Genomic DNA, 18,530 nt, shown 5'->3' with positions numbered 1-18,530 from the left:
ACCCCGGACGTCCCACAGGATCACCGACGGCTGCATGGACACCGGTGACCCCGGGCCTCCCGCGGGATCACCGACGGCTCCGTGGACGCCGGTGGCCTCGCACGCCGATGGCCCTGGTCCCCGCGCACTCCGCGCGGGGACCAGGGCCCTGGCCGGTGGCTCCGCAGGCCCTACAGGTACGGACCCGAGCTGCCCTGGTGGCCGCTGTCCTGCTGAAGGGAGACGCCGCCGGGCAGCGCCCTGCGCATGTTCTCCAGCTGGGCGCGGGCGGCCATCTGCTGGGCGAAGAGCGTGGTCTGAATCCCGTGGAACAGGCCCTCCAGCCAGCCGACGAGCTGCGCGTGCGCGACGCGCAGCTCCGCGTCGCTCGGCGGGGCGCCCTCACCGTCGGCGAAGGGAAGCGACAGCCGCTCCAGCTCCTCGACCAGCTCGGGGGCCAGGCCGTCCTCCAGCTCCTTGATCGAGCTCTGGTGGATCTCCTTGAGCCGCTTGCGGCTCGCCTCGTCCAGAGGAGCGGCCCGGACCTCCTCGAGAAGCTGCCGGATCATGCTGCCGATGCGCATGACCTTGGCGGGCTGCTCCACCAGATCGGCGACCGAGCGGCCCTCGCCGTCCTGCTCGACCTGGGCACCCTGGGGCCCCACGACCACGATGTGCGGAGTGCTCTCCTCAGCGTTCATAGTCTTCAACCTACTAGCAGAATTTTCCCGACGTGTTCCCCGGTCTCGATGAGCCGATGGGCCTCGGCCGCCTCGCTCATCGGCACGCGGGCGTGGATCACCGGCCGGATCACGCCCGCGTCGACCAGCGGCCAGACGTTCTCCACGACGCCACGCACGATCGCCCCCTTCTCATCCACCGGCCGCGCGCGTAGCGTGGTGCCGTGCACCGAGGCCCGCTTGGCGAGGAGCGCACCCAGGTTCAGCTCGCCCTTCGAGCCGCCCTGCATGCCGATCACGACCAGCCGTCCCCCGGTCCTGAGCGCCCTGACGTTCGCGGGCAGATACTTCCCGCCGATGATGTCGAGGATCACATCCGCCTGGATCCGCTCGGAGAAGTCCTCCTCGCGGTAGTTGACGCCCTCGTCGGCGCCGAGCTCCAGGCAGCGGGCGATCTTCTCGTCCGTCCCGGCGGTGACGGCCACGCGCGAGCCGAACGCCTTCGCGAGCTGTACGGCCAGCGTGCCGATGCCGCTGGCGCCGCCGTGGACGAGAAGCGTCTCGCCCCTCCTCAGCCGCGCGGTCATGAAGACGTTGGACCACACCGTGCAGGCGACCTCCGGCAGCGCCGCCGCCTCCACCAGGTCCACGCCGTCGGGCACCCGCATGACCTGCTGCCAGGGCACGGCGACCTTCTCGGCGTAGCCGCCGCCGGACAGCAGGGCGCAGACCCGGTCACCCGGCCGGAAGCCCTCGACGTCCGGACCCGCCTCGGCGACCACCCCGGAACACTCCAGCCCCGGGTACGGCGAGGCGCCCGGCGGCGGGTCGTACCGTCCCTGCCTCTGCATCACGTCGGCGCGGTTGACGGCCGAGGCCGCCACGTCGATGAGGACCTCACCTGGGCCGGGGCGGGGATCGGGCACCTGTTGCCACGACAGCGCTTCGGGTCCACCGGGTTTATCGATCACGATGGCGTGCATGTGAGCCAAGCTATCCGGTGGGCCAACTTGACCGTTGCCCGCGATGATGTGAACACAGGGCGTTAACCTGCTATGTGTTTGCTGCCCTTTTACGCCCATCCCGAGGGGGAACACGGTGGCAAGGCACGATCGTGAGGAATCTCTCGAGGAACAGCTCGCCTGGCTCGACGCTATCAAGGAGCAGGAGGAGGTACCCCCGGTACCGGCAAAGAACGCGGTGGACGACGCCACCGCGGTCTCGCCGTACCCGAGGGACCCCTGGGGCCTGGTCGCCGCCGAGCCCGAGCCCGAGACCACCTCGGCGCAGCTCCTCCGTGCCGCCGTCGACTCGGCCTACGCCCCCTCGGACACCTCCCCGGGCACGGGCGGCCACCCGGCCGAGGACGCCGACGCGGCGGACTGGATGAACGCGGGCTCGACGGCGGGCGCGTTCGCGGTGCCCCCGTTCGGGGGTCCCTCCTCACCGTCCTCTCCCTCGTCTTCCCACTCGCCCTCCCAGCCGTCCTCCCCGTCGTCCTTCCCCCGGAACGACGACGGCTTCCTGGCCCCGCTGAGGCCGCTGCCCCGCCAGGAGCACGACGACGCCGAAGGTTCCGCGACGGGTGACTTCACCCGGCCCGACGTCCGTTTCCCCGTGGACGGCGACCGGGCGTCCTTCACCGACCCGGGCCTCGGCCGGGGATCGTTCACCGACCCGGGCTTCACGCGGCCGTCGCCCACCGACCCGGGCCCCGAGCGGTCGTCGTTCACGGACCCCGGGCTGGAGCGGCCGTCGTTCACCGACCCCGCTCTCGAACGGCCGTCCTTCACCGACCCGGGCTCTGCGCGGCCGTCCTTCACCGACCCGGGTCCCGGCCGGGGGTCGTCCACCGATCCCGGCCCCGAGCGGTCGTCGTTCACCGACCCGGGCCTTCGCACGCCCCGGACCGGGCCGGAGGAGCCGTCCCGTCCGCTTCCCGAGCAGTCCCGGCAGACGGAGGAACGGCCTGAGCGCTCGCCGTCCGGCGAGCCGACCGCGACCGGGCCGTCCAGCACCGCCGGGCCGTCCGGTAGCCCCACCGGCGAGCCGTCCGACGGTCCCGCCGACGCCGGTTCCGGGCTCCTCGGGTCCTCCGGTTCCGCCAGGACCGCTAGGTCCTTCGGCGCTTCCGGGGCCTCCAAGTCCGCCGAGCCGCCCCTGGAACCGTTCAAGCCCGCCGGGGCCCCGCTCGAACCCTTCAAGCCCGCCGAGTCCGGCCGCTCCCTCGACCCCGCCGAGCCCCCGCTTGAGCCCTTCAGGCCCTCGGGACCCGCGCCGGAGCCGCTCAAGCCCGCCGGGACCACGGCCGGCCCCGCCGAGTCCCCGCTCGAACCTCTCATGCCCTCGGCTCCGAAGCTCGAAGGGTTCTCCTTCGGGAACTTCGAGTCCCGCGGCGCCGACCTGGACCGATCCCCTTCCGAAGCCGCCGAACCGGACACCGCCGCGGAACCGGCCGCCACCGACGCCGTACGGCGGGCACCTGAGACGCCCGGGTTCGGGACGTCGGGTGCGGGGAGCCCCGGTTCCGAGAAGCCGGGTTCGGAGATGTCCGGCTCGGAGAAGCCGGGTTCGGAAGGGCCCGGCTCGGAGAAACCCGGCTCGGAGGCGTCCAAGCCCGGCGCTGCCGGCCCGTTCGGAGCCCCCGTCGCCTTCGGCGCCGACCGGCCGCAGCCCGGCACGCCGGAACGGCAGGCCCCCGGCTCGTTCGGTTCGGCCGCCTTCGGCCTTTCCGGCCCTTCCGGTCCCGAGCCCTTCACCCGGGGCTGGGACGCGCCCTCGGCCGCCCGCGACGACGCGACCCTCACGCAGTCCCGGGACGACCAGAACGACCGTGACGATCGGGACGATCGGGGCACCGCCCCCCGGCCCGACGAGGTTCCCGGCCGCACCGGGGACGACTCCGAGCATGATCGGGCTTCCGACCGTGACGCGGCCTTCGGGCCGGGCTCCGGTCGTGACATGGCCGTCGAGCGCGAGCCGGGATCCGGACGCGACACGGCCTTCCGCCGGGACCGTGACGTCGCCCCCCGCGGGGAGGCGCCCTTCTCGCCGGAACACCACGAGCGGCCCTTCGCCCCGGCCGCCTCGGCGACTCCGGCGGACGCCCCGGACCGCGAGAGGCCCCCCGCTCCCGAACGGGGCCGGCCCGCCGATCGCGGGGACAGGCTCGCCGCCTCCCGCAAGGACAGAGATCCCGCCTCCGGCCGGGGGACGATCGACCGGGGCAACTCCTTCTTCCCCGACGACGACGAGGACGAGGAACTGCGGGAGCCGTACCAGCCGCGCCGCCGCCACTCGGCGCCGCCGCCCGCGTTCAGCGCCCCCTCCCGCCAGTCCTCCGGCACGGCCAGGCCGTCGGCCGACAGCCTGGACCCGGACTCGCTGCTGCGGGGCCGCCGCAACGGGCCGTCCAGCGGCTGGCGCAAGCTGATCTACCGGGCCACCGCGGGCCTGATCAAGCCCGGGGAGTCGCCCGAGGTCCGCCGCCGCGGCGAGCTGGTGACCCGGGCCCGCACCCCGGTCGCCACCGGCCACCACCGCGTCGCCGTACTCAGCCTGAAGGGCGGGGTCGGGAAGACCACGACCACGGTCGGCCTCGGCGCGACCCTCGCCCAGATCCGCGGCGACCGGGTCATCGCGGTCGACGCCAACCCCGACCGCGGGACCCTCTCGGACAAGCTGGAGCTGGAGACCTCCGCGACCGTCCGCGACCTGCTCAACGAGCGCCAGCAGATCAAGCGCTACGTCGATATAAGAGCCTTCACCTCACAGGCGCCGTCGCGGCTGGAGGTCCTCGCCTCCGACCGCGACCCGTCGGTGTCGGAGGCGTTCAGCGCGTCCGACTACCAGGCGGTGGCGCAGGTCCTGGAGAACTTCTACTCGATCTGCATCACCGACTGCGGCACCGGCCTGCTCCACTCGGCCATGTCAGGAGTCCTGGGCCTGGCCGACCAGCTCGTCCTGGTCAGCTCCCCGTCCGTGGACGGCGCCCGCGCCGCCTCGGCGACCCTCGACTGGCTGGAGGCCCACCACTACGAGGACCTGGTCAGCTCGGCCACCGTGGTGCTGTGCAGCGTGCGCCCCAGGTCGAAGTCGACCGTCGATCTCGACCGGCTGGAGGCCCACTTCGCGGCCCGCTGCCGCGCCGTGATCCGCGTCCCCTACGACCCTCACCTGGAGGAAGGAGCCGAGATCGACCTGGAGCGGCTGCAGCCCGCCACCCGCGACGCCTACCTGCGGCTGGCCGCCTCCGTCGGCGACGGCTTCGCCGCACCGCAGCCCTGACCCGGACGGCGGCCTCCCGCCCGTCGGCTCCGGCCCCGGGGCGGGCGCGGAGCGCCACCGAGTCAGGGACGCGCCGGTGACGGTGAGGGGCTAAGGTGCAATCTGACACGTTCTTCGGGACGTGTCGGCCGGGAGAGCTCGCCTAGTGGACGATGGCGGCGGTCTTGAAAACCGCTAGGGCCGGCGACGGTCCTCGTGGGTTCGAATCCCACGCTCTCCGCTCACCTCGCGAAACGGCGTCTGACCAGGGGATTCCCTTCGGTCGGGCGCCGTTGGTCGTTTCGGGGGTGCGCAGCGGGACGCCGCCGTGAGCGGCTCTCGGCCGGTGGTCGCGGGATATATGCGGGATGGATCTTGAGGCGTTTCCCCAGGTGGCCCCGGTAAAAACGAAGAGGTCCCGCGAAGAACGGGACCCCTTGATCGTAGGCGTGATCATGCCGCAAGCGCGTCGTCTATCCGCCGGTTGGCGACCTCCGAGCCCCCGTCGATGCACTTGGCGTAGACCTTGAGCAGCACGTCCACCCCGTGCCCGGCTCGTTCGGCTACCTCAGGAGCGGCCACACCCGCGTTCAGCCAGAGCGAGACGGCCGCGTGCCGCAGGTCGTACGGCCGTGCCGCCAGGGACGAGGCGACCTGCTCCGGCATCAGCGCCAGGTGACGGGCGGCCTTCCACGCCTCGCAGTAGGTGCCGATGGAGATCACCCCGCCGCGTGAGGTCCGGAACAGCCGGCCGTCCTCGTGAGCGCCGAACTCGTCGACGTGCTCCCGAAGGATGGCCACCAGTTCCGGTGGGATCGGTACGGGACGCCCCTCCTCCTCGGCCCGGTGCTTCAGGCCGCGGTCGTCATGAGCCGCACCGGAGTCGGTCCACTTCTTGTTGGCCTGCGGCTTGGACTTGGCGAGGACCAGCCGGCCCCAACCGGTCGCCGGAAGGTGGCAGTCCTGGACCCGGAGACCGAGCGCCTCGGCCGGGCGAAGGCCCGCGAAGTACAGGCAGGCGAAGAACCCCCGTAGATGCCGGCCCCGGTCGAGCCGTCCGACATAGGTCACCGCCGTGAGCAACTCGCGCGCCTGGACCGGATTGACCACCACTCGCCGGTCCACCACCTCGCGGACCTTCGGGGGCTTCCACGCCTTCACCTTGTCGATCGGATTGGCGGGCAGCTCCTCCAGGTCCACGGCGTACTGAAGGGCGTTGTAGAAGACCGACCGCTTACGGGCGATCGTCGTCGCGGCGGCGGCCCCGCCGTCGAGGTTGAGCGTCAGCGCGTCGAGGCCGAGCCGTACGTTGCGCACCTTGGACAGGTCGGCCACCGAGAGGGAGTGACGCTCAAGCCACGCCAGAGCCGACCGGATCACCTCGGGACGCCTCGCCTGCCGGGAGGCCGGAGGAAGGGCGTACTGCCGTAGGGCCTCCCGGAGAACCAGCGGCTCAGGCTTCCCCGGCGCGCTCTCGTTGACGAGAGCCGGGGTGACGGTCGCCAGGGCATCCGTGAGGCTGTCGCGCGTCTTGGCCGCCGCGTGCGGCCACTTCATGTCCACATACGCCAAGACGAAGGCGAACCAGGTAACGGCGTTCTTCACCTTGGCCATGGAAGCGGGCAACCCGGTCTCCATGTCGAAGGCTTCACCCCGCTTGGCCGCCTGCCGGAGATCGGAGAGGAAACTCTCGGCCAGGGCCTTCGTCCGCAGGGTCTTGGACTTCTGCCGACCCCCGACCTTCCAACGGACCTCATAGGACGCGGTCTTACTGGACTGGTTCCGCCGGACTTCCCAGAACTTCACGTCATAGGAGGTGCTCATGCCGCCTCCCGCAGGGATTCGAGCCAGGCGGTGAACTCGCTGCGCCAGACGCGGATCTCGCCGTTGGGGAGCTTGATCCCCTGCGGTGCGTGGCCGATCTCGCGCCAGCGGTAGAAGGTACGCCGGGAGACGCCGCCCAGCTCGTCGAGGATCTCCGGGACGGTCATCAGCTCGTCACGCTGCTTGCTGCTCATGCCGCCTCCCGCATCCCGACCGCTGGAATCTCTTGTCCGTCTGCTCTGGCGTCCAGGGCGAGCAGGGTTGTTCGCCAGCGTTGGCGTTCGGCGACCATGCGCAGCAGCCGCAGGGCCAGGGAGGGGGCGTCGGCGTCGCCGGCCGGGACGGGTTTCCAGACGTAGCGGTGCGGGTCGGTGGCCTCGTCGGTCAGGCCGAGGGCTTCCAGGGCCCAGGTGCGGCGGTCGCGCTTGTGTTCGGCCAGGGTCTTGTTCGACCACTTGCGCGAGACGAGGACCCGGCGTCCGGCGTAGCCGAGGTGTTCGGGCTTGTGCGCCTTGCCCCGGCAGCGGCCCGGCGTCATGCCGGGTTTGGCGCCTTTGGGTTGCACGCCGTAGCGCAGCCAGTTCGGGCAGGCCGGTGAGCAGGGTTCGTAGCGCAGCGCCTCGACTAGGCGGGCGGCGTGGTCTCGGCGGGCCGCATCATCGGCGTCGAGACTTTCGCCGAGGCTCTTGGTGAGGTACTTGGACAGGTAGCGGATGCACTGGTCGGCGTCGGGAGTTCCGGCGAGTACGCCTTGGACGTCGACCTGGTCGCCGAAGCGGATCACATGCAGCGGTTCGGCCGTCTCGTCCTGATCGAGCCGGTCGAGGGCCTCGTGCCAGGTGGGCAGGACTTCCCCGGTGTCGGGGTCGAGGTAGTCGCCGGCCTGGCCGTCCGGGTGGCTCTGCCCCTCGGGCAGGTCGGCGCGCGGAGCCCAGACGGGCAGGTGCTCCCCGTCGAAGCGCACCGTGTCGGCTTCCGGCCACCACACCTGGTGATACGTCGCGGCGGCGATGGCCTTGACCTCAGCCCGGGGGAGGGTGCCGCGGATCGCCATGTGCAGATGTGGTGCGAGGCGCTTTTGGGGTTCGACGGTGGCGAAGTACTGCACGTCGTAGCCGGCCACCCGGCGGAGGTTCTGCACGAAGCGGTCGACGAGCTTGGAGAAGTGCAGCGCGTCCCGGGCGGCCCGCCGGTAGTCGTAGCTCGCGGGGTCGACGGGCACGCCTCGTCCGGCCTGGATGCGGCCGTAGGACGGCAGGGTCAGGGTGAGGAACAGCGACGGCCGGAACACCTTCCCCTCGGCGCCGGTGAAGGTCCGCCCCAAGGTGGTGGGGCGCATGGCCCGCCGAGGCAGATCCGGGGCGTCCTGGCGGCGCCGGGTCGAGCGGGACCGCCGAGAAGCCGCCCGGCCGGACAGGCTGCCGCGCATCCCCGCCGTACGGATCTCCTCATCGATGGCCTGGATCGCGGCGTCCCAGTCGGCGACCTCCTCGGACATGCCGGTGCGTTCGGCGGCGTCGCGCTTGGCCTGGACGTCGGCGCGGAACTCGATCAGCCACCGCTGGTCCTCGGTCGCCGGATCAGGGGCGGTGACGGGCTCATGGTCGAGGTGCCAGCCTTCGCGGCATTGGGCCTTGCGGAGTTGCTTGTTGCGCCGGGCGCACGGCGGGCAGACGGTCTCCCGGGTGGTGCCGCACGGGACGTTGACGTCCTCAGTGGTACCGGTGTGGGTGTCCAGTCGGCGCAGGAGGATCGGCCGGATGCACACGCCGTTGGCCTTGGCGACCTCCACGGCCACGTCCAGGGCGACGGGCATCTTCTGCCTTGCGGCCCGGGTCAGGGTGTGGTCGTTGACGGTGTTCATTCGTTCACCTCCTCGCGGTGCACCTCGGTCAGGTCAGCGGCCAGCCGGTAGATGGTCCCGTAGGGGTCGGTGCTGATGGAGATGCCGGCCAGCGTGAAGGCCAGCACGGGCTGAGAGCGGCGCGGGCCGACCATGGCCAGGACGGGCCGTTCGCAGATGCGGGTGATCTCTTCGTCGGTGCCGTAGAAGCAGACCTTCACGCGGCCACCGCCTCGGCCATGGCGCGGATGTCGGCGTCGGAGACGTAGGCCGCGCGGACCCGGATCGGGTCGGGCGAGGCTTCCAGGCGGACGTAGGCGACGCCCGCGCCCTGCTGGGGGATCGGTGAGATGTGGTCGGCCAGTGCTCCCCGGTCGCGGGCGCCGTCGCCGAGGACCATGTCCACCTGCTCGGACTCGTCCAGGCGGAGGGCGATCTTGTCGGGGAAGAGGTTGCGGATGTTCATGACCTCCTTGCGCGGGTCCTGGAGTGCGGCCAGGACCCCGACGCCGACCGCCCGCCCCTGCGTCGTCAGAGTCGCCAGGGCGGCGGAGATGCGGAGCTTCAGGCCCTTGTCGGATTGGTAGGCGGTCAGGAACGCGACCTCATCGACGACCACCAGGACGAACGGGTCCTCCGGTGTGGGGGTGTGGTTGCGCTGGTGGCCGGCGAAGCGGTCGGCGCGGTCCTGCATCACCGTCACGGCCGCTTCGAGAAGGTCGGCGCAGTCGGCCGGGGTCGCGGCGTAACGCTTCCCGAACAGGGCGCGGCCGAAGGACAGTTCCATTCGCTTGGGGTCGAGGGCCCAGATTTCGACGAGCCCGGCGCGGACGGCGGGGAGGAGGCCGCGGATGGCCGACCAGATCACCGAGCCCTTGCCGGCCCCGGTGGCCCCGGCGACGAGAACGTGGGTGCCGTGGACGGTCAGCAGCCAGGGGGAGCCGTCCTCGCGGGTGCCGATCCGCACCGGCCCCACCGACACCTCGTCCGGGATCGGGACGGCGGGCATGGGGACGGCGAGCGGGTCACGCCGGGGGAAGACGAGGTGCAGGCGGCCGGCGCGGGCGATGGAGACGCGGCAGGAGCGGGCGCCGAAGCCGTGGGCGAGCTGGTCGAGCCGGTCGGCCCAGTCCTTGACCGCCTGCCCGTGGAGCATTTTGACGGTGACCACGTCGGCCCAGGAGGTGCAGCGGACGCTGAGGAGGCGGGGCAGGTAGTCCCGGCCGCGTAGGTGCCGCCCTAATCCGGAGATGATCATTACTGGTTGCCAGTGCCGCCGGTAGATCCAGATGAAGCGCCAGAAGGCCAGCAGCCGCCAGCCGATCAGGTGCAGGAATGAGGGCCGGTGCAGGGTGAACCACAGCGCCGGCAGGGTTACGACTGCGGCGATCGAGGCCAGGCCCGCCCGCCAGCCGTACCAGCAGGCCAGCGCGCACGGGGCGGCGACGACGGCCGAGGCGACCGGGTGCCGCCAGAGCAGGCGGACCAGGCCGGCCAGCAGCCGCCAGGCGAAGATGACGAGCGTGACGATCGCCGGAGTCCGAAGCACGGCGGGGCGGAAGACGACAGCGGTGTCGGGGGTGGTGGAGACCAGGCGTTGTGCCTCGTCGCCGGGCAGTTTCCGGAACATTAGGCTGGAGACCTTCTTCCTTGAATTCGCGTGAGAGGGAGAACCGAGGGGCCGCCGGAAGTTGCCGCTTCTGGCGGCCCCGCTTGCGTGTCAGTCGGGGATCTCGTCGAGAGCCGGTGGGATTGCCGTCCCGGTGTGCGGTTACGCCGCCATTCCTCGCTTGCCGGTCGAGGCGTGGAAGGAGCGCTCGACCGCGCGGGCGAACTGGTCGGCCTCGCGGGCGAGCTGGCGGGCGAACTCGACGTCGGAAGCCGTCACCTGGTCACCGGCCGAGGTGGTGACCAGGACCGACAGGGTGCCGAAGTCGAGCGCCAGAACCGGTGTGCGCGAGGGGTAGAGGTGGTGGGTGACCTGTGCGCCGGAGCCGGCGTTCAGGGTGATGGCGGCGATGCGGTGTGTCTTGCGGTGCTTCATCAGGCGGCGTCCTTCCCGGCGGTGGCGGTGTGCTTGGCCGGAGCGGTGGCGCGGGGTGCGCGCATGGTGCGGGCGCGGATGGACCAGGCGAGGCGTCCGGTGTTCTGGGCGACGTAGGGGGTGACGGTCATGCCGTCGAACTCGACCGGGACGAACGGCAGGCCCGGCAGCGAGGCCGGGGGGACCGGCTGCACGTCGGAGAGGATCTTGACGGTGACGGTCTTCTGGCCGGCCTTGACGGTGGGGTCGGCGTCCATGACGGCGACCTGCCACACCGGCTCACCGGTGGTCTTGTCCTTGGCGTAGACGGTCCGGCCGCCGGTGGAGGCGGTGAAGTCCTTGACCTGCTCGACCTCGCCGACGATGTAGCAGCCGTGCGGGAAGACCTGCTCGAAGCTGACGGGGATGGGGCCCTGGATGGCCATGATGACAATCCTTTCGTCTATCCCCCTAGACAGGGCGGTGGCTCCGCGAAGACGGAATGTCTAGGGGGCTATGCAAGCAAGTTAAGCCGGAGTCGATGAACTGTCTAGGGGGGTCGACAAATTTCCTAGGAGAACGTCCAGAACGCCGCGGTGGCGTCGTCGTAGGTCTTGCCGCGCGGCCAGCGGGAGCCGTCCGGATCGCTGCGCTCGGCCTCACGGACGCGGCGGATCAGCTCGGCGGGACCGGAGCCGGTGAGGACGTCGAGGGCTTGACGCCAGGTGGCCAGGTGGAAGCGGTCGACGAGACGGGAGGCTCCGTCGCTGAGCAGCGCGGCGGATCGGACGCCGCTGATCGGCACGGTCCCGGTGAGAGCCTGTTCGGCGGCAAGGGGATCGATGGCGGCGACCCAGAACCCGCCGTCGCGGTTGCGGTGGTCGCGCAGGGTCTCCACATACTTGCGATGAGCCGCAGTGTGTTCGGGACTGCCGGAGGGCAGGGCGTCCATGCTCGCCCGGTGGGCCGCGCCGACGAGGGCTTCCCGGTCGTCGCAGACGACCAGCGGTTCCGCCGTGTCGAGGGTGTCGAGGACGAGGACGGAGTCAGCCAGGACGAGGTAGTCCAGTGCGTCGGCCGTACGGCGGAGCACGACCACGGTGGCCGAGGGCGAGCCGGGATGGGTGAGATCACAGACGAAGTCGTGCAGGGACGCCACGGCCTTGATGCCTTCGGCGAGGATCTCGGTCAGTGGCTTGCCATCCTGGGCGAGGCCGGCGATGAGGTTCGAGCCGAGGGAACAGGCGTACCAGGCGACACCGTGAACGCAGCCCGATTCCGATCCCGCCGGGGTGCCGGCACCGTCGAGCAGGACGACGGCGTCCGGGGTGGCGGCGACGAAGTCTTCGTTGGGTCGGCCGGGGGCCGCTTCGGTGGCGAAGGTGACGCGCATCAGGTCAGGTGTCCTCGTGCCGGTAGAGCGGACTGGCCAGTTCCGCTCTGACCGGTTCCCCGGTAGCCGGGTCGTATTCCACCGCGACCACGGTGGAGAACCTGTGGTCGCCGACCTGTCCCCACAGGGTGGCGATCTCGGAGGTGAGCAGGTCCACCACGCCGAGAGTGCCTTGCGGGTGGATGCCGGTGAAGACCAGGACGCTGCCGTCGCCGTCCGGCCGGGCCAGCCGGCCGAGGTAGGCGTAGTCCACCGGCCGTGGCGGGTCGGAGTCCTCCCCGGAGCGGTAGGACTGGCCCGTACGGCGGTCTTTCAGGGTCCAGGCGCCGTCCTTGATCCACTCGAAGACCGGATCGGACTCATACAGCTCGGCCATGATCGGCGACAGCTTCGGCCCGCAGATCACGATGAGGTTCGGCCGGTTGAGATCGATGTCCCCGCCGAGGGGGACGTGTTCGAGGCTCACCGCCAGGCCGAAGCCGCGCGCTAGATCCTCCAGCCGCTTGGCGGCCGTGACGTCTTCCATGGCGACCACGGGACGAGCGTTGCCGGCCTCCCGCTTGAGGGGAGTGGCCAGCGTGAGCGTCCCAGTGCCGAGGAAGGCGCCCTCAGGAGCGGGGCCGGTGTGCTTGATCTGGTGGATGCGTCCGCGCGACAGTCCGGCCTGCTCGGCGATCTGCGCATACGAGATGCCTTGGGCGTGCAGTTCTTGGATGATGCGGCGGCGCAGGCGTGCCAGTTCGGTGACCTCTTGCTGTGCGGCGCTCAGCCGTTCGGTTGCGGCCCGGATCAGTTGATACGGGTCGGCGATGGCGGCGATGCGCTCAAGGTCACTGGATGGCACGGCGGGTCCCTTTCGGTGGTGCTCCACCGAGTCTAGACCCCTAGACGAAATGTCGTCTATCCCCCTTGACGGTGCTGGTTTGAGGGGTTTGCCGGTTTTAGGATTCACCGCCCGGATCGCTGAGCGCCGCTTCGGTACCCCACGGGTCACCGTATGCGTCCCGTCAGCAGGGCCGCCCACAGCTCTTGCGCCTTGCCCGCAGTGGTGCGGGCGGTTTCGGTGACGTCGGGACGGGGGCCCTGCACGGTGCGGCGCAGGTAGGACTGCCCGCCCGCGGAGCACAGTTCGTAGACGACCGAACGGCAGTGACAGGTCCAGGCGATCACCCGGCAGCGCTCACCACGCCGAGCGGCGATCCAGGTCAGCAGGACATGGCCGGCCTGCAACGGCCCGACGTGCGGAGCGAGGCACTCGCTCATCGCGCGGCCGTCTGCTGTGGAGCCAGGTTCAGCGCGGCCCAGACGATGCGGCCTTGTTCGTCTCCGGTCACGCCCCAGCTCGCTGCCATGGCGGCGACGAGGGCCAGGCCGCGTCCGCCTTCGTCGTCCTCTTGCGGCGGAAGAGGGTGGGGGGCGCGTAGACCGCCCTGGTCGAGGACGCCGAGCCAGATCCGGTCTCGGTCGGCCTGGACAGCGACGGTGAAGCAGCCGCCGAACCGGCCGCTTGCCGAATGGCGGACGGCGTTGGTGGCTAACTCGCTGACGATCAGTTCGGCGTCCTCGATTCCGGGCCGGGAGCCGAGAAGGGTGGTGACGAACCGTCGTGCTTCGGCGATCGCGATAGGAGAACCGGGGAAGGTGCGGGACATGCGCCAGGGCGACATAGCGGACTCCGATGTCTAGGGGGCTATACATCCATGCAGCCAGCGTATGAGCGATACTAGAAGTAGCTCAAGGCATAGGACGCATAAATGCGTCAGTTGCTAGAGGTGGTTTGCCAAGGCGCGATAGTCAGCACCGATTCGCCCCAATAGGTCCCGCAACTCCTCGCCATAGACGGCAGCCGCCGCGAACGCCTCGAAGGTCTCCTCATGGATCGCCAGCTCTCCGGGCTCGGTCAGCGTCAGGTCACCCGCGAGGCTCTCCACCACGCTTACCGCCCCGTCATAGACGGTGAACCCGTGCAACGGGAACGCCGGAGCCTGCACCGACCACGGCACCACCCCAAGACGGACGTGCGGAAGCGTGGCCACCTGCACCAGCCGATCGAGCTGAGCCGCCATCAACGCCGGCGACCCCGGCCAGGTACGGACGGCGCCCTCGGTCAGCACGAAGGAGAACTCCCGGCCGGAGTCGAACAGAACCGCCTGAGCCTCCACCCGCACCGCCGCGGCCTTGGCGGCATCCTCCTCATCCACCTCCCGGCCGACCACCAACGCCAACCGGGCATACTCCGCCGTCTGCAACAGCGCCGGAACCATTGCCGAAGAAAACACCACCACCCGGCGAGACGAGCGAAGCCGAGCAGCATTGGCCGCCTCCCTGCCGGCAAGCCCACCTCTGAGCCGGGAGACCTCATCCCGCAGCCGAGCCAGCAACGCGTCCAGCTCCGTACGGCCCGCCTCGTCCAGGCCCAGCGCGGTGACAAGCCGCTCCACCGTCTCCGGAACCGGTAGCAGCCGGCCCGTCTCGATCCGAGAGATCGTCGGCTGAGCCACCCCAGCCCGCGCCGCCAGCTCCTTGCCCGTCAGCCCGGCATCCTTACGCAACCGGCGCAACAGCTCACCCAGCGCCCGCAGGCGATCCCGACGATCCTCCACACCAGCGTTCTACCAGCCACCCGCACGCCGGACGCTGACTCGTCCTGGATCACTGCCGAATTGTTCTTATGGGTATCAAGGCGGCGGCGCGGCGCGCCGCCGCACGGCCCAGCGTCGCGGACCCCGGCCGCGCATGCGGCCTGGGGGCCGGTCACGGCCGGGACCGCACTCGGGCCGCCCACCGCCCGCCAGCCTCGCCGCGCCAAAGGAACTCACTGCAGGGGGCCGCACCGCCGCTCTGATACAGGCCTCACGATCGCCTGACGATGGTTGGCCCTTGATCATAGTCGGGGGCGATCGACGAGCTGGTGTCTCGTTCCTCGACACCAGCTCAACGCATCTCGGCGAACCGTCCGATGACAAGACAGGAAGCAGTGCTCCAGAGAGCTTCAAAAGCAGCCGATGACACATATATGATCTTGACGACGTCGGGATCAACTAGGATCATGAACGGCTTCCGTACCAGCAGTGCTGCTTCACTGCCGTTGTGCGATGACAAACCTCCGTTACAGTATCGACTGCACCAGAAGGAGTTGCGTTCACGCAGGGCGCGGCAGCCGAGGCATAGCGCCGAAACTTCAAGGGCGGGCCGAGGAAGGGATCCCCATGGTTGGTGAGCGGAAGACGCCGATGCGCCGCTCTCCATGGCCACCGCAGGCTGTAATGGACAAGCCGCTGCCGCTCGCCGATGATCAGTTGTTCCGTCACTCTGTGATCAGTCCGCTACGTTACCCAGGGGCGAAGCGTCAACTCGTACCAGTTATCGAAGAGCTCATAGCCGCCAACATCCCTCCCCCCAGGCTTCTTGTTGAGCCCTTTTGTGGCGGTGCAACGGCGACGTTGCGGCTTCTGGGTTCGGGGGCAGTCGAGCATGGGGTCCTAGCAGACGTAGATCCATTAGTCGCGTCCTTCTGGAAGACAGCTGCCTTCGACGCGAGATGGCTCATTGACGCAATGCGGGAACTGAGTATCACCGTCGAAGAGTGGGACAGATGGCGTGCAGCAGCACCACGAACACGGCGCGACCGTGCCCTGAAGTGCCTCTTCCTCAACCGCACCACCTTCTCTGGGATCCTCCACGGCAGAGCTGGGCCGATCGGTGGGAGGACCCAGGCCTCCGCATACAAGATCGATTGCCGGTTTGGGATAGAAGGGTTGACGCGGCGTATCAATGGGGTAGCAGACTTGGCGGCGACAGGACGCCTGTTGGATGTGTGGCAGTGCGACTGGCGCAGCGCGCTAGCGCGCATCCCCAAGAAGTTTGGGGCCTTAGACGATTCGGAAGTCGTCGTCTATCTGGATCCGCCCTATGTAGAGAAGGCGCCTTGGCTCTACGAGTGGTCCTTCGAGAGTACAGAGCATGCGAAGCTAGCCGCGACGCTGCGTAGCGATCTGCCGTACCGCTGGTTATTGTCATACGACGACACTCCTACCGTACGCAAGCTGTACGACGGAGCTGATAACCATACGACGCTGCACGTTTCGTACCGATACACCGCCGCCGGTTCGGAGAAGCGGACGGTGAAGGACGAGCTACTCGTCACGAATCTCACGTTTATCCCTAAGTCGGACCGCTACCGAGTCTTGGGATCCTGACAGTCAGTCCACCTGATCATGTGATTCAGGCCCATTTCGCTCTGTAGTTCGCTAGTGTCGCTTTGGCGTCGATGACGACAGCGCCGGCGACGCTGTCGAGGAGCGTCTCTGCTACTGCAGAACGTCATCCGTTCAGGTTGACGGGTGCGAGAGCAAGCACGATCACACAGGCGAGCGACGACGAGGGGTAGCAGATGAGCGGACTGTCAGGTCTGGCGGGTGCGGCCGCAGCAGGGGGCAATCCTCTGGTCGCTTTGCTTGATGGAGCGCAGCGCCTAGGTGGCATCTATCACCTGGACTATGACCGTGCTGTGGTCATTACAGACGACTTCATTAAGCGAGGGGCGGGAGGAATCCCCCGCAACGGTTTCCTCTTGGCTGCCGCAACAGTCCCAACCAAGGAGACAAACGCGCCCTTGGACGAAGACGAAGTGATTTTGCTGCGTGTTCGGGGTACGGCGCCTCTGCCCAATGAAGCAGAACTGGTTGCCACACGGCTAGCAGCGATGCGCACGGCTGATTTGCGTCAAGAGCGTCCTGAAGCTGTCATCGACAATCTGACCTCTAGCCAGATTGAGATGTCTGCTTTTGAGTGTGAAGTTCTAGGAACATTCTACGGCGAGACGGTCGCTCGGCAGCCCTTTATCCAGTGGGGCGCTGATATCGATAATGTCTATTCGGGTGCACGATACTTCGTCTACGTTCCCTCTGCGGAGGCGCTCTCCTTCATAGCTTCCTATCCAGAACGTACTGAGGAAGAGGTCAAGAAGGAGAAGACGCCTGACTTGATCAAGCTTGGTGTTGTCCGCTTTGCTTCTACCAAGCGACGCGCTGCAGATGCAAAGTTGGACCAGGTCCCGGTGAACGTACGGGTCACTGACTTCATAGCTCGTAAGACAGCTGTGCTTGGTATGACACGAGTTGGCAAGTCCAACACCAACAAGACACTGTGTACAGCCGTGTTCGAACACGCAGCCCGAACCGGACAGAAGATTGGCCAGCTAATTTTCGATCCGCAGGGCGAATATGCAAATGTAAACGATCAGGACAAGACTGGCTTGCGTCTGCTCGGGACGGGGACTGATCTCGTTCGCATCTATAAGATGAACCCGACCGCGGGAGACTCGCAAGAGTTCCCTCTGGCAGTAAATTTCTACGAGACAGAAGAGCTGCCGCTAGTGTGGGAGCTCTTGACTAGTGCACTTGCTGACCAGAACACCTCTTATGCCACCGCATTTAAGTCGGCGAAGATTCTGCAGCCGAACAGGGAAGACTATCCTACTGGGACCGCAGGGGATAGAGAGTATTGGGAGGCAGTTGACCATGCCCAGCGTGGCCAGCTCGCATTCTATGCGACGCTCGCTAAAGCAAATTTCCCTCAGCCAAAAACCGGGTTTTCCATAATCTTTAAGATGAATAAAAAAGTGCGACAGGCGCTGGACGCAGATCGTCCCGGACTTATTCGCATTGTACGGGAAGATAGGGGACTCTGTGCCGTCGACTCCCCGGCTGCTGCTAGGTCTATCGTGGCCTGGTTGGCCGAGCGTATCGCCGAGGTTTCTAGCGGAAACAACCCTAGGGGATTGGATCTAGCAAGCTGGCAGGATTGTGATCCATTCATTTCTATCTTGACGGTTTTTGAGGCGACTGTCGGCGGCGCCGTGTTGAACCGGATCAAGACGATGGAGGATTACCACGATCCTTTCAGTAAGGGTGACTTGGCCGATCGAGTCTGGATCGATCTCACTGAAGGACGAATGGTCATTATTGACCTTTCGATAGGCTCTGATGTCGTTACGAAGATGCTTTCCGAGAGGCTGGTCTTCCGACTGATCGATAAAGCTAATAAGAGATTCCGGAACAATGAAAAGAATATTCCAATTCAGATCATCGTTGAGGAAGCTCATAATCTCTTTGATCGGAACAAAGTAGGAAAGTCGACTGTTCAAGAAGATCCATGGGTGCGCCTGGCTAAGGAAGCAGCGAAATACGACATGGGGCTGGTCTATGCCACACAGGAAGTTACCAGCGTCGACAAGCGGATCCTTTCCAACACTTCAAACTGGATCGTCGCTCACCTGAATTCAGACAACGAAACTCGGGAACTGTCGCACTATTACGACTTTGGAGTATTTGCTGAAGGTCTACGGAAGGTCGAAGACCGAGGCTATGCTCGGATGAAAACCTTCTCCGGGAAGTATATTATCCCGATCCAGATTGCTAAATTCGATCATGCAATGATTAACAAGGCTCGTGAGGCGGCCGAACTGCCTCCGGTGCCTGTTCCCGTTGAGCGATGAGGCAGACCGATGCCATATAGCCA

Annotated in this window: 17 protein-coding genes and 1 tRNA gene; 4 read left to right on the top strand and 14 right to left on the bottom strand. The window is 67.8% G+C overall.

The features are described 5' to 3' along the window. Positions 1-170: 170 nt before the first annotated feature. Together HDA43_RS15430 and HDA43_RS15425 are read right to left on the bottom strand one after the other, a co-directional pair. The gene (locus HDA43_RS15430) at positions 171-680 is read right to left on the bottom strand and encodes a bacterial proteasome activator family protein (RefSeq protein WP_179821285.1); all 510 of its coding nucleotides are present in this window, start codon (positions 678-680) and stop codon (positions 171-173) included. Between the two features lie 5 nt (positions 681-685). Further along, positions 686-1,642 carry an NAD(P)H-quinone oxidoreductase gene (locus HDA43_RS15425; protein ID WP_179821283.1) on the bottom strand — a complete coding sequence of 319 codons (957 nt, stop codon included), beginning with the start codon at positions 1,640-1,642 and terminating at the stop codon, positions 686-688. 115 nt (positions 1,643-1,757) lie between these two features. Here HDA43_RS15425 and HDA43_RS35065 point away from each other — a divergent pair, with 115 nt between their 5' ends. Then, entirely contained in the window at positions 1,758-4,946 is a 3,189-nt protein-coding gene (locus HDA43_RS35065; RefSeq protein ID WP_312873278.1) for a nucleotide-binding protein, read from the top strand. Positions 4,947-5,077: 131 nt separating this feature from the next. Then, positions 5,078-5,166 (top strand) — tRNA-Ser (locus HDA43_RS15415). A 212-nt stretch (positions 5,167-5,378) separates the two neighbouring features. Here the strand turns inward: HDA43_RS15415 and HDA43_RS15410 are convergent. From HDA43_RS15410 to relB, 12 genes are all read right to left on the bottom strand, one after another. Next, positions 5,379-6,749 (bottom strand): tyrosine-type recombinase/integrase, encoded by a 1,371-nt coding sequence (locus tag HDA43_RS15410; protein WP_179821281.1) that lies wholly within the window; start codon positions 6,747-6,749, stop codon positions 5,379-5,381. Beyond that, positions 6,746-6,943 (bottom strand): helix-turn-helix transcriptional regulator, encoded by a 198-nt coding sequence (locus tag HDA43_RS15405; RefSeq protein ID WP_179821279.1) that lies wholly within the window; start codon positions 6,941-6,943, stop codon positions 6,746-6,748. The genes HDA43_RS15410 and HDA43_RS15405 overlap by 4 nt, the downstream gene beginning before the upstream one ends. Next, complete coding sequence (locus tag HDA43_RS15400) at positions 6,940-8,613, bottom strand: replication initiator (RefSeq protein WP_179821276.1); 1,674 nt, start codon at positions 8,611-8,613, stop codon at positions 6,940-6,942. Before HDA43_RS15400 ends, HDA43_RS15405 begins: the two co-directional genes overlap by 4 nt. Further along, on the bottom strand, positions 8,610-8,813 hold the full coding sequence (locus HDA43_RS15395) for a hypothetical protein (RefSeq protein WP_179821274.1): 204 nt from the start codon (positions 8,811-8,813) through the stop codon (positions 8,610-8,612). The genes HDA43_RS15400 and HDA43_RS15395 overlap by 4 nt, the downstream gene beginning before the upstream one ends. Beyond that, positions 8,810-10,222: an FtsK/SpoIIIE domain-containing protein gene (locus HDA43_RS35945; RefSeq protein WP_179821272.1), complete on the bottom strand. Its 1,413-nt coding sequence runs from the start codon at positions 10,220-10,222 to the stop codon at positions 8,810-8,812. The genes HDA43_RS15395 and HDA43_RS35945 overlap by 4 nt, the downstream gene beginning before the upstream one ends. Positions 10,223-10,363: 141 nt before the next feature. Continuing rightward, positions 10,364-10,636 (bottom strand): autophagy-related protein 101, encoded by a 273-nt coding sequence (locus HDA43_RS15385; RefSeq protein ID WP_179821269.1) that lies wholly within the window; start codon positions 10,634-10,636, stop codon positions 10,364-10,366. After that, positions 10,636-11,061: a plasmid replication, integration and excision activator gene (locus tag HDA43_RS15380; RefSeq protein WP_179821265.1), complete on the bottom strand. Its 426-nt coding sequence runs from the start codon at positions 11,059-11,061 to the stop codon at positions 10,636-10,638. Before HDA43_RS15380 ends, HDA43_RS15385 begins: the two co-directional genes overlap by 1 nt. Positions 11,062-11,186: 125 nt before the next feature. Beyond that, complete coding sequence (locus HDA43_RS15375) at positions 11,187-12,008, bottom strand: protein phosphatase 2C domain-containing protein (protein ID WP_179821263.1); 822 nt, start codon at positions 12,006-12,008, stop codon at positions 11,187-11,189. 4 nt (positions 12,009-12,012) lie between these two features. Further along, positions 12,013-12,852 carry a sigma factor-like helix-turn-helix DNA-binding protein gene (locus HDA43_RS15370; RefSeq protein WP_179821260.1) on the bottom strand — a complete coding sequence of 280 codons (840 nt, stop codon included), beginning with the start codon at positions 12,850-12,852 and terminating at the stop codon, positions 12,013-12,015. 146 nt (positions 12,853-12,998) lie between these two features. Next, positions 12,999-13,271, bottom strand: a complete 273-nt coding sequence (locus HDA43_RS15365; RefSeq protein WP_179821258.1) for a hypothetical protein — start codon at positions 13,269-13,271, stop codon at positions 12,999-13,001. Next, on the bottom strand, positions 13,268-13,660 hold the full coding sequence (locus tag HDA43_RS15360) for an ATP-binding protein (RefSeq protein ID WP_179821256.1): 393 nt from the start codon (positions 13,658-13,660) through the stop codon (positions 13,268-13,270). The genes HDA43_RS15365 and HDA43_RS15360 overlap by 4 nt, the downstream gene beginning before the upstream one ends. Before the next feature lie 114 nt (positions 13,661-13,774). Further along, positions 13,775-14,611, bottom strand: a complete 837-nt coding sequence (relB, locus tag HDA43_RS15355; protein ID WP_179821254.1) for a type II toxin-antitoxin system RelB family anti-toxin — start codon at positions 14,609-14,611, stop codon at positions 13,775-13,777. Positions 14,612-15,274: 663 nt separating this feature from the next. Here relB and HDA43_RS15350 point away from each other — a divergent pair. Together HDA43_RS15350 and HDA43_RS15345 are read left to right on the top strand one after the other, a co-directional pair. Further along, the gene (locus tag HDA43_RS15350) at positions 15,275-16,207 is read left to right on the top strand and encodes a DNA adenine methylase (protein WP_179821251.1); all 933 of its coding nucleotides are present in this window, start codon (positions 15,275-15,277) and stop codon (positions 16,205-16,207) included. Between the two features lie 194 nt (positions 16,208-16,401). After that, positions 16,402-18,507, top strand: a complete 2,106-nt coding sequence (locus tag HDA43_RS15345; RefSeq protein ID WP_179821248.1) for an ATP-binding protein — start codon at positions 16,402-16,404, stop codon at positions 18,505-18,507. Positions 18,508-18,530 lie beyond the last annotated feature (23 nt).

It is taken from the genome of Streptosporangium sandarakinum (assembly GCF_013409935.1).
Classification (GTDB): Bacteria; Actinomycetota; Actinomycetes; order Streptosporangiales; family Streptosporangiaceae; genus Streptosporangium; species Streptosporangium nondiastaticum.
Note: the sequence above shows the minus strand (reverse complement) of the source record. Positions and strands in the feature narration are given on the sequence as shown.

Bases quoted from the DNA above. Each gene is read 5' to 3' on its own strand.
- HDA43_RS15430 (WP_179821285.1), bottom strand. From the start codon at position 680: ATGAACGCTGAGGAGAGCACTCCGCACATCGTGGTCGTGGGGCCCCAG.
- HDA43_RS15425 (WP_179821283.1), bottom strand. From the start codon at position 1,642: ATGCACGCCATCGTGATCGATAAACCCGGTGGACCCGAAGCGCTGTCG.
- HDA43_RS15410 (WP_179821281.1), bottom strand. From the start codon at position 6,749: ATGAGCACCTCCTATGACGTGAAGTTCTGGGAAGTCCGGCGGAACCAG.
- HDA43_RS15405 (WP_179821279.1), bottom strand. From the start codon at position 6,943: ATGAGCAGCAAGCAGCGTGACGAGCTGATGACCGTCCCGGAGATCCTC.
- HDA43_RS15400 (WP_179821276.1), bottom strand. From the start codon at position 8,613: ATGAACACCGTCAACGACCACACCCTGACCCGGGCCGCAAGGCAGAAG.
- HDA43_RS35945 (WP_179821272.1), bottom strand. From the start codon at position 10,222: ATGTTCCGGAAACTGCCCGGCGACGAGGCACAACGCCTGGTCTCCACC.
- HDA43_RS15385 (WP_179821269.1), bottom strand. From the start codon at position 10,636: ATGAAGCACCGCAAGACACACCGCATCGCCGCCATCACCCTGAACGCC.
- HDA43_RS15380 (WP_179821265.1), bottom strand. From the start codon at position 11,061: ATGGCCATCCAGGGCCCCATCCCCGTCAGCTTCGAGCAGGTCTTCCCG.
- HDA43_RS15375 (WP_179821263.1), bottom strand. From the start codon at position 12,008: ATGCGCGTCACCTTCGCCACCGAAGCGGCCCCCGGCCGACCCAACGAA.
- HDA43_RS15365 (WP_179821258.1), bottom strand. From the start codon at position 13,271: ATGAGCGAGTGCCTCGCTCCGCACGTCGGGCCGTTGCAGGCCGGCCAT.
- HDA43_RS15360 (WP_179821256.1), bottom strand. From the start codon at position 13,660: ATGTCCCGCACCTTCCCCGGTTCTCCTATCGCGATCGCCGAAGCACGA.
- HDA43_RS15350 (WP_179821251.1), top strand. From the start codon at position 15,275: ATGGACAAGCCGCTGCCGCTCGCCGATGATCAGTTGTTCCGTCACTCT.
- HDA43_RS15345 (WP_179821248.1), top strand. From the start codon at position 16,402: ATGAGCGGACTGTCAGGTCTGGCGGGTGCGGCCGCAGCAGGGGGCAAT.